Origin of the sequence: Streptomyces sp. XM83C (genome assembly GCF_023072675.1) — a bacterium.
Classification (GTDB): Bacteria; Actinomycetota; Actinomycetes; order Streptomycetales; family Streptomycetaceae; genus Streptomyces; species Streptomyces thermocoprophilus.
In genome coordinates this window covers 1-9,755 of record NZ_JALLGL010000234.1, presented here as the reverse complement: position 1 = coordinate 9,755, position 9,755 = coordinate 1, and the positions used below count along the sequence as shown (strand labels likewise).

At 70.9% G+C, this 9,755-nt stretch carries 7 protein-coding genes; 4 read left to right on the top strand and 3 right to left on the bottom strand.

The annotated features are described in order from the left end of the window. Positions 1–609: 609 nt before the first annotated feature. The 3 genes from MTQ10_RS22605 to MTQ10_RS22595 all read right to left on the bottom strand — a co-directional run bounded on the left by MTQ10_RS22605 (position 610) and on the right by MTQ10_RS22595 (position 4,417). Positions 610–840, bottom strand: a complete 231-nt coding sequence (locus MTQ10_RS22605) for a DUF6458 family protein (protein WP_247471618.1) — start codon at positions 838–840, stop codon at positions 610–612. A gap of 124 nt (positions 841–964) precedes the next feature. Further along, complete coding sequence (locus MTQ10_RS22600) at positions 965–2,263, bottom strand: M18 family aminopeptidase (RefSeq protein ID WP_247471614.1); 1,299 nt, start codon at positions 2,261–2,263, stop codon at positions 965–967. 327 nt (positions 2,264–2,590) lie between these two features. After that, complete coding sequence (locus MTQ10_RS22595) at positions 2,591–4,417, bottom strand: acyl-CoA dehydrogenase (protein ID WP_247471612.1); 1,827 nt, start codon at positions 4,415–4,417, stop codon at positions 2,591–2,593. Positions 4,418–4,733: 316 nt separating this feature from the next. Here MTQ10_RS22595 and MTQ10_RS22590 point away from each other — a divergent pair, with 316 nt between their 5' ends. The 4 genes from MTQ10_RS22590 to MTQ10_RS22575 all read left to right on the top strand — a co-directional run bounded on the left by MTQ10_RS22590 (position 4,734) and on the right by MTQ10_RS22575 (position 9,581). After that, the gene (locus MTQ10_RS22590; RefSeq protein ID WP_247471596.1) at positions 4,734–5,198 is read left to right on the top strand and encodes an SseB family protein; all 465 of its coding nucleotides are present in this window, start codon (positions 4,734–4,736) and stop codon (positions 5,196–5,198) included. A 382-nt stretch (positions 5,199–5,580) separates the two neighbouring features. Continuing rightward, positions 5,581–6,558: a pirin family protein gene (locus MTQ10_RS22585; protein WP_247471593.1), complete on the top strand. Its 978-nt coding sequence runs from the start codon at positions 5,581–5,583 to the stop codon at positions 6,556–6,558. A gap of 104 nt (positions 6,559–6,662) precedes the next feature. Continuing rightward, complete coding sequence (locus tag MTQ10_RS22580; protein ID WP_247471590.1) at positions 6,663–7,706, top strand: AI-2E family transporter; 1,044 nt, start codon at positions 6,663–6,665, stop codon at positions 7,704–7,706. A gap of 105 nt (positions 7,707–7,811) precedes the next feature. Beyond that, positions 7,812–9,581, top strand: coding sequence for an MFS transporter (locus MTQ10_RS22575; RefSeq protein ID WP_247471620.1), 1,770 nt, complete (start codon positions 7,812–7,814; stop codon positions 9,579–9,581). Positions 9,582–9,755 lie beyond the last annotated feature (174 nt).

The window sequence follows — 9,755 nt, the reverse complement described above, 5'->3', positions numbered from 1 at the left end:
CACCCGAGCCCCGCCGCTGCGTCGCCTGTGGGCCTCGGCCGTCGACGGCCCGCAGCCGCCGTGCGGCGGGAGGGGGCGTGTCGGGGGGTGCCCGCCCGCAGCGTGCGGCGAAAACGCCCGGCACGAATCTGATAAACAGAGCGTCGCACCGAGGACGGACACCCCCCGGCGCGCACCCGACCCACCCACCGCCCGTAGGCGCAACCGCAACCACGCATCAACGGACACAGGCCGCCGCAGGCACTCAGGGGCGCGGGGAACTGCGCGAGAACCTCCCACCGGGCCGCAGGTGGAAACGAAAGGCCGGGCACCCCAAAGGGGCGCGGGGAACTGCGCGAGAACCTCCCACCGGCCCGCAGGTGGAAACGAAAGGCCGGGCACCCCAAAGGGGCGCGGGGAACTGCGCGAGAACCCCCCACCGGCCCGCAGGTGGAAACGAAAGGCCGGGCACCCCAAAGGGGCGCGGGGAACTGCGCGAGAACCCCCCACCGGCCCGCAGGTGGAAACGAAAGACCAGGCACCCCAAGGCGCGCGGGGAACTGCGCGAGAACCCCCCACCGGCCCGCAGGTGGAAACGATGGCCCCGCCACGAACAGCGGCGCGGTCGGCTCAGGCGCCGTAGCCGTCCCGGTCGCGCCCGTCCTCCACCACCGCCGCCGCAGGCGGCACCACCACCCGACGTCGCCGGGCGATGCCGCTGAACGTGGCGACGCCGATCAGCCCGACGGCCATCAAGATGACCCCGACGAGCGTGAGGTTGACTCCCTCCATGTGCCAGTCGGTCGCGAACGTGAGAATGGCTCCCACGGCGATGAGAACGATGCATCCGCCGAGGCCCATGGCAGTCGCCTCCCTGTCCGGTCCGTCGTGAGCAGTGCGGACGGACCGGGTACCCGGCCGGTCAGGGATCATGCCCCATGCCAAAACGAGGCCCGCCAAGTGGGGCGGGAACGGGCCGCGCTGACTACCCCTCCAGAAACGCCACCAGCGCGTTCGCCAGCAGATGCGGGTCGTCCACGCCGCACAACTCCCGCGCGCTGTGCATGGACAGGATCGCCACGCCGATGTCGACGGTGCGGATGCCGTGCCGGGCCGCGGTGATGGGCCCGATGGTCGTGCCGCACGGCATGGAGTTGTTGGAGACGAACGCCTGGAACGGCACCCCGGCCTTCTCGCAGGCGGCGGCCCAGATCGCGCGTCCCGAACCGTCCGTGGCGTACCGGTTGTTGACGTTGACTTTGAGGATGGGCCCGCCGTTGACGCGCGGGTGGTGGGTGGGGTCGTGGCGTTCGGCGTAGTTGGGGTGGACGGCGTGCCCGGTGTCGGAGGACAGGCACACCGTGCCGGCGAAGGCCCGCGCCCGGTCCTCGTACGTGCCTCCGCGCGCGAACACGGAGCGGGTGAGGACGTCGCCGAGGAGCGGCCCGTCGGCGCCGGTGTCGGACTGGGAGCCGTTCTCCTCGTGGTCGAAGGCGGCGAGGACGGGGATGTACGGCAGGTCCTGCCCGCTGCCGGCGACGGCGGCGAGCGCGGCGACGGCGGCGTGCACGGACAGCAGGTTGTCCATGCGCGGTCCGGCGACCAGCTCCCGGTCGCGGCCGAGGAGCGCGGGCGGTTCGACGGAGTGGACCATGAGGTCCCAGCCGGTGACCTCGCCGGACGGCAGCCCGGCCTCCTCCTCCAGGAAGGCGATCAGATCACCGTCGCGCACGGTGTCGCCGAGCCCCCACACGGGCTGTAGATGGCGCTGCTTGTCGAGCTTGAGGCCCTCGGCGGTGACGGACCGGTCGAGGTGGATGGCGAGCTGCGGCACGCGCAGCAGGGGCCGGTCGACGTCGACGAGGCGGGTGGTGCCGTCGCGCAGGGTGAGCCGCCCGGCGAGGCCCAGGTCGCGGTCGAGCCAGGAGTTCAGCAGGGGTCCGCCGTAGATCTCGACGGCGACTTGCCGCCAGCCGTGCGCCCCGGCGTCGGGGAGCGGCTTGACGCGCAGGTTGGGGGAGTCGGTGTGGGCGCCGATGATGCGGTACGGCGTGTGGGGGGCGGCGCCCTCGGGGACGTACCAGGCCACGATCGCGCCGCCGCGCAGCACGTACTTGCCGCCACTGGTGCCGTCCCAGGCGTCCGTCTCGGCGACCTGCCGGAACCCTGCCTTCTCCAGCCGCTGCGCGGCGTTCGCCACGGCGTGGTACGGCGACGGGCTTGCCGCCAGGAAGGTCATGAGGTCGTCGGTGTGGCCGCGGTCGAAGCGGGCTGGTTCGCTCATGGGTTCACCTTAACGACGGACGAGGGCCCGCTCCCGGCGGCGGGAGCGGGCCCTCGTGAGAAGAGTGTGGAGGGACCGACGGGTGACCGGACCGGCGACCCGACGGGCGGCCGGACGAGGACCGAGCGAGGACCGGACGAGTACGGGGCCGAGGACCGGACCGGCCCTCCGGACCGGCACCGGACCGGATCTCCGGACCGGCACCGGATCAGTACCGGCCCGAAACCGGACCAGCTCGGTCAGAGGTGACCCTGAATCGGATCGGCTCGGTCAGGTCCGGCCCTGGATCGGACCAGCCGCTCAGGACCGGACCCGCCGTGGCCAGTACTAGAACGCGGCCTCGTCCAGCTCCATCAGCTCCAGGTCGACGCCCTCGGCGACCTTGCGGGCGCAGGTGACGCCGGGCAGGACGTTGGCGGCGAAGAACTTCGCCGCGGCGATCTTGCCGGTGTAGAAGGCCTTGTCCTTGGCGGTGGCGTTCGGCAGCTTCTCGGCGGCGACGGCCGCGCCCTTGAGGAGCAGGTAGCCGACGACGACGTCACCGGAGGCCATGAGCAGGCGGGTGGTGTTCAGGCCCACCTTGTAGATGTTCTTGGTGTCCTGCTCGGTGGCGGCCAGGTCGGTCAGCATGAGGCCGACGATGGCCTCCAGCTCGACGGCGGCCTTGGCGAGGTGCTCGCGGGCGCCGGCCAGCTCCTCGCCGCCGGTGCCGAGGGCGAGGAACTTCTTGATGTCCTCGGCGAGGGAGTTCAGCGCCGCGCCCTGGTTGCGGACGATCTTCCGGAAGAAGAAGTCCTGGCCCTGGATGGCGGTGGTGCCCTCGTACAGGGTGTCGATCTTGGAGTCCCGGATGTACTGCTCGATCGGGTACTCCTGGAGGAAGCCGGAGCCGCCGAAGGTCTGAAGCGACTGGGCGAGCTGCTCGTAGCCCTTCTCGGAGCCGTAGCCCTTGACGATCGGCAGCAGCAGGTCGTTCAGCGCGTGCTCGGCGCTCGCGTCCTCACCGTTGGCCTCCTTGATCTGGATGGCGTCCTGGATCGAGGCCGTGTAGAGGACGAGGGCGCGCATGCCCTCCGCGTACGCCTTCTGCGTCATCAGCGAGCGGCGCACGTCGGGGTGGTGGGTGATGGTGACCTTGGGCGCGGTCTTGTCCATGAAGTTCGCCAGGTCGGGACCCTGGACGCGCTCCTTGGCGTACTCCAGCGCGTTGAGGTAGCCCGTGGACAGCGTGGAGATCGCCTTCGTGCCGACCATCATGCGGGCGAACTCGATGATGCGGAACATCTGGCGGATGCCGTCGTGCTTGTCGCCGATTAGCCAGCCCTTGGCGGGGTGCTTGTCGCCGAAGGTCATCTCGCACGTGTTGGAGGCCTTCAGGCCCATCTTGTGCTCGACGTTGGTGGCGTAGACGCCGTTGCGCTCGCCCAGCTCGCCGGTCTCGAAGTCGAAGAGGTACTTCGGGACGAGGAAGAGGGACAGGCCCTTGGTGCCGGGGCCGGCGCCCTCGGGGCGGGCGAGGACGTAGTGGAGGATGTTCTCCTCCATGTCGTGCTCACCGGAGGTGATGAAGCGCTTCACGCCCTCGATGTGCCAGGAGCCGTCCTCCTGCTGGATCGCCTTGGTGCGGCCGGCGCCCACGTCGGAGCCCGCGTCGGGCTCGGTGAGGACCATGGTGGAGCCCCACTGCTTCTCGACGGCGATCTTGGCGATGTGCTTCTGGACCTCGTTGCCCTCCTCGAAGAGGATGCCGGCGAACGCGGGGCCGGAGGAGTACATCCACACGGCCGGGTTGGCGCCCAGGATCAGCTCGGCGTAGGCCCAGATCAGGGAGCGGGGCGAGGTGGTGCCGCCGATCTCCTCGGGCAGGCCGAGACGCCAGTACTCGGACTCCATGAAGGCGCGGTAGCTCTTCTTGAAGGACTCCGGGACCGGTGCCGTGTTGGTCTCGGGGTCGAAGACCGGCGGGTTGCGGTCGGCGTCGGCGAAGGACTCCGCCAGCTCGTTCTCGGAGAGGCGGGTCAGCTCCTCCAGCACGCTCTTCGCGGTGTCGACGTCCATCTCCTCGAACGGACCCGAGCCGTAGACCTTGTCACGGCCGAGTACTTCGAAGAGGTTGAACTCGATGTCGCGGAGATTCGACTTGTAGTGCCCCATGGCGACGGCTCCCGGTCCGTAGAGAGATCGGCGAGGCACTGGATCCTCGCGCTAGTTCACGTACCAATCAGTAGCTACGATGATGCTACCCGCCGGTAATATCTTGCAACCCCGAGCCCGTCATCTGTGACGCGTCTCAAGCGGGACGCAACGCTCCCGCAGGCCTGCGCACGCCGGACGGGAACCCGGACGGAAAGCTGCACAGGGGCCGGACGGAAAGCTGCACAGGGGCCGGACGGAAGGTCGTGCAGAGGCCGGACGGAAGGCCGTGCAGGAGGCCGGACGGGCGACGTCCCGGCTCGGTACGCTTCTCCCCATGTACGGCTACGAACACAACGTCGGTGCTCAGCAGCAGTACGCCGCACCCCAGCAGCCGATGGCCGGCGGCTACGGGCAGCAGCCGCCGCTGTATCCCGAGCCGTCCCCGCCCTCGCTCGCGGACGCGGTGCGCGCCTTCACCACCGGTCAGATGTCCGCCGAGGACTTCCAGCAGATCTTCGCCACGTCCAAGGTGTACTGCCCGCGCGGCGACACCCCCGGCTTCCTCGCCCTGCACAACACTCAGCAGCCGGTGATCCCCATGTTCACCTCGCTGAAGGAGCTGCGCCGGTACGCGGGCAAGGAGTCCAAGTACTTCGTGATCACGGGCGCCGAGGTCATCGACCTCCTGCCGACCGGGTACGGCTTCGTCCTCGACATGGAGGGCGAGCACCGCATGGTGTTCGACGCCAAGGCCGTCGAACAGATGGTCGATTTCGCGATGCGCCGGATGTACGGCTGACGCATCGACTGTCCGGTCCGAGTGTCGTACGTGCGCTGACGCGCTCACTGTGCGGCTGAACCCGACCGCCCCTCGGGCCCTGCTCGGCGTTCACACGCCCGGAGACGTTCACTCTGCGTCTTCGAAGGTGTACTCCTCGTCACAATCGGGTCGGAAGACCTCCTTCCGCCCGCCCTCCGCCCCTAGGGTTGCCGCCTGGTCCAAGACGGTGCGTACGCCCCGTCGGTCCTGGTCGGCGAGCCGGACGCGCCGGCGCGGGCGCGCCGGACGAGCCGTGGGAGGGGGCGCGGCCGGGGTCGGGAATGCATCGGCACCCCTCCTCGTTGAGGTGGCCAGAAGTTCAACGCTCAACTAAACTGGGCGGAGACCGAGGAGGTATCCCATGCCTGCAGTGACCGTCGAGAACCCGTTGACGCTGCCCCGTGTGACCGCTCCCGCCGATGCGGTGGCCCGTCCCGTGCTCGCCGTCACGACCGCGCCGAGCGGTTTCGAGGGCGAGGGGTTCCCGGTCCGCCGGGCCTTCGCCGGCATCAACTACCGCTACCTCGACCCGTTCATCATGATGGACCAGATGGGCGAGGTGGAGTACGCGCCGGGCGAGCCCAAGGGCACCCCCTGGCACCCCCACCGCGGCTTCGAGACCGTCACCTACATCATCGACGGCGTCTTCGACCACCAGGACTCCAACGGCGGTGGCGGCACCATCACCAACGGCGACACCCAGTGGATGACGGCGGGCTCCGGCCTGCTGCACATCGAGGCGCCGCCGGAGCATCTGGTCGTCTCGGGCGGCCTCTTCCACGGCCTGCAACTGTGGGTGAACCTCCCGGCCAAGGACAAGATGATGAACCCCCGCTACCAGGACATCCGCGCCGGCAGCGTCCAGTTGCTCACCTCCCCCGACGGGGGCGCGCTGCTGCGGGTCATCGCCGGTGAACTGGACGGGCACCAGGGCCCCGGCATCACGCACACGCCGATCACGATGATCCACGCGACGCTCGCGGCGGGCGCCGAGATCACGCTGCCGTGGCGGGAGGACTTCAACGGTCTGGCGTACGTGCTGGCCGGCAAGGGCACGGTCGGCGCCGAGCGGCGTCCGATCCACCTGGGGCAGACGGCCGTCTTCGGCAACGGCGGTTCGCTGACCGTCCGCGCCGACGAGAAGCAGGACTCCCACACCCCCGACCTGGAGGTCGTCCTCCTCGGCGGGCAGCCCATCCGGGAGCCCATGGCCCACTACGGCCCGTTCGTCATGAACACCAAGGAAGAGCTGATGCAGGCCTTCGAGGACTTCCAGAAGGGCCGCCTCGGCACCGTCCCGGCCGTGCACGGCATGACCGAGGCGGGGCCGGAGGCCTGACGGGCGGCCTCCCGCGCCTTCCGGCATCGCGCGTCTGACGCGACGTCACCCGGGCGGCCTGTCCTGGCGGGACAGGCCGCCCGGCGCGTGGTCGGCTGGACCGCGTGCAGTTGCTTCCCGAGGCCGTCCGCCGCTTCGCCGCCTGGTGCGTCGTCCTGCTGCTCGCCGCCGGAGTCGGCTGGGTCGGCGTCCAGTTGTGCGCGGAGCTGCGTACGGCGGTCACGCCGGTGCTGCTCGCGCTGCTCGGCACGGCACTGCTCGGGCCGTTCCATAGGCGGCTGGTCAAAGCCAAGGTCAACCGGTCCGTCGCCGCCGCCGTGACCTGCGTGGTCGTCGTCGCCGTCGTCGGCGGCGCCGTCTACATCGTCGTCGCCGCGCTCGTCGGCAGCGGCGAACAGATCGTCACCTCCCTGAAGCACGCCGCCGACGACATCGCCGCCCACTTCGGGGCGGCCGGCACGTCCCTGCACGACGTCGCCTCCAACGCCCGCGAGCTGCTCTCCAAGTTCGGCGGCACCGCCGCCTCCGGGGTGATCAGCGGGGTCAGCGTCGTCGCCGAGACCATCGCCATGGCCGTACTCGCCCTGCTGCTGGTCTTCTTCTTCCTGCGGGACGCCGACAAGGCCACCCACGCCCTGCGCGCCGTCGCCCCCCGCGGCTCCGCGGACCTGCTGGAGGCCATCGCGCGGCGCGCCTTCCGCGCCGTCGAGGGATTCATGCGCGGCACCACCCTCATCGCGTTCATCGACGCCCTGTGCATCACGGTCGGCCTGCTCGTCCTGCGCGTCCCCGGCGCCGTCGGACTCGGCGCGCTCGTCTTCGTCGGCGCCTACATCCCCTACCTCGGCGCCTTCCTCTCCGGCGCCCTTGCCGTGCTCGTCGCGCTCGCCGACCGCGGGTTCGTCATCGCCCTGTGGGCGCTCGGCGTCGTCATCGCCGTGCAGATGCTGGAAGGGCATGTGCTCCAGCCGCTCGTCCAGAGCCGCACGGTGCAGATGCACCCCGCTGTCGTCATGCTCGCCATCACCGCGGGCGCCTCTGTCGCCGGCATCCTCGGCATGCTCCTCGCGGTCCCCGCCACCGCCGCCGCCTTCGGCGTCGTACAAGAGCTGCGGCAGCGCCACGACGGCGCTGCGGATGCGACGTAGTGCACGTGGGCGCAGACTGATCGGGTGACCCGAACCACAACGGGACGGAACGGGGACGCGCCCGGCGCGTCGCGGGCGGCCTCCCAGGCGGTGGCACTCGCGGCCATGATGTTCGCCGTGGCGATGACCTTCATCGACCAGACGATCGTGTCGATCGCGGCCCCCGACATCGTCTCCGAACTCGATCTGACCAGCTCCGGCATGCAGTGGGTGGTCAACGCCTATCTGCTCGCCCTCGCGGCGTTCTTCGCCCTCGGCGGGCGTCTCGCCGATCTGTTCGGCCCCCGTCGCGTCGTCGTGGCGGGCACGCTCGTCTTCGTCGTCTCGTCGGTGCTGTGCGGCTGCGTCCCCGCCGACGACTACGCACTGACCTGGCTCATCGTCTTCCGCGCCACCCAAGGACTGGGCGCCGCGCTGCTGTTCCCGGCCGCGCTCGCCGTCGTCGTCGAGGTGTTCCCCGTCGAGCGGCGCGGACGCGCCCTCGCCCTGTTCTTCGGCCTCACCGGCGCCCTCACCGCCATCGGCCCGCTCCTCGGCGGCTGGCTGACGGGCTGGACGTGGCGGGCGATCTTCTGGGTGAACGTGCCCGTCGCGATCGTCGCGCTCGCCCTCACCGCCATGGCCCGTATCAAGGACCGCCCTCGCGCCGACGAATCGCTGGACGTGCCCGGCGCGGTGCTCGTGGCGCTCGGCATGGGGCTGAGCGTGCTCGGCTTCCAGCAGGCCTCCGCCTGGGGCTGGGACTCGGCGGCGACCTGGGCGTGCATCGTCGGCGGGCTGGTGCTGCTGGGTGTCTTCTGCCGTCTGCAACTGCGCACCCGGCATCCCCTGATCAAGCTCGCCGTCTTCCGGGACCGGGGCTTCACCGTGGACACCCTGGTGCTGTTCTTCGCGATGCTGGCGTTCGTCCCGCTGTTCTTCTTCGCGTCGGTGTACGCGCAGATCTCGTTGAGCGCCTCCCCCAACCAGGCCGCGCTGTATCTGCTGTACTTCTTCGCCGGTTTCGCCGTCGCCTCCCAGTGGGGCGGTCGCATCCTCGACAAGCAGGGCGTGCGGCCCGCGCTCAAGATGGGCTGCGTGATCGGCACGGTCGGCTTCGCGCTGTGGGCGGGCAAGCTCACCGACCTGTCCATGCACGACCAGTGGCCTTACATCGCCCTCGCCGGCGCCGGTATCGGCTTCCTGCTGGCGCCCGCCTCGACCGACGCCGTCAACCGTGCGATCGGCGCCTCCTACGGCGAGGTCACCGGCATCACGCAGACCGTCCGCAACTACGCGGCGAGCATCGGCCTGGCCGTGTACGGCACGATGCTGACGCACCGCATGACCGAGCAGGTCACGGACACCCTCCGGGCGCGCGGACTGAATGAGGGCACCGCCCGTGAGGCGGCTCGGGACGTCGCCGAGGCGATCACCGGGCACCCCGACACCAGCACCCCCAGCGGCGACGGGCCCCTCGCGACGACCATGCGGGACGCCATGTCCGCGATCCGCATGGACTTCGCCGAGGCCAACCAGTGGGTCTTCTACGGCATGGCCGTCGCCCTCGCCATCGCCTTCTTCGTCTCCCTGCGCCATCCGGGCGACCGCGTCTCCGGTACGGCGGCGGAGGAGGCGGGCGCGGCCGAGGCCGGCGGGACGGCCGGTGTCGCCGGGGATGCGGGCGGTGCCACGGCCGCCGCCGGTGCGGGCTCCGCCTCCGCCGACGGCCGGACGACCGTGGGGCAGGGTGCCTCGGGCCGGCCGTCCGTGCGGCAGGACCACGAGCAGGGCAGGGGCCAGGGCTGGGGGCCGGGCCAGGGCCAGGGCCAGGGTCAGGGCTCGGCGGTGTGGCGCACTCCGGGAGCGGGCCCGCGGGACCCGGGGACCGGCTGACCCGCGGGGCCACGGGCAGAGCCAGGAGCCGCCCCGACCCGCGGCCCCTGGCTCTGCCCGGCCTCGGGCGGCCCGCCCCTCATCGGCGCTTCCGCACCCTCGGACCGGCTGGAGCCCGGACGCCCTCCGGGCTGCGCCCGGCGTCGTGCGGCGGAACTCCGCCCGGCCTCAGGC